The sequence below is a fragment of the Alteromonas sp. S015 genome (genome assembly GCF_036864485.1).
Classification (GTDB): Bacteria; Pseudomonadota; Gammaproteobacteria; order Enterobacterales; family Alteromonadaceae; genus Alteromonas.
The window spans coordinates 1-456 of the sequence record NZ_JAZETO010000031.1; the positions used below are offsets into that span (position 1 = coordinate 1).

1 protein-coding gene is annotated in these 456 nt (G+C 40.1%); it reads right to left on the reverse strand.

The window, feature by feature from the left end; all coding sequences use genetic code 11:
* On the reverse strand, positions 1–294 hold a 294-nt coding region (locus V7R42_RS19900), incomplete at its 3' end, for a hypothetical protein (protein WP_334022400.1).
* Positions 295–456: the final 162 nt, after the last annotated feature.

A 456-nucleotide genomic window follows, 5' to 3' on the forward strand; every position in this document is an offset into this window, starting at 1 on the left:
TACATCACTTTGAAACAACCTATGTAGCAAATCTATTCGTTTATTAATCCGTTTGCTCTCGTTATGAATTTCGGCACTAACGCCAAATATTAAAAGGAGTAAAACATAAAGAATTGGTTGATCCATTATTTCGGGAAACATCCAAACCAAGTAAGCGATGGCAGCAAGAGTGCTGACAAATCTTATGGCGCTCCCTTTCCAATTTGGCTTTAAGTTTTGGAATTCATTGAGTAGAGCTTCTTTTTTCTGCATCTCTTGAAAAAGAGATTGCGCTTCCAATTCTTCCTTGTTCATGACTTTTTCCTACTGTGATGTATAACGCCCAACTTTGGGGCACAAATACATGGGCTAAAATAACGAGCGAAGCGAGGGAGCCCATGTGTTTGTGTCCCAGCGAACGCAGAGAGCGCCAACAGTTGTTTGTTAGCTGTATGTTGACAACTTAAACTCTAAGCT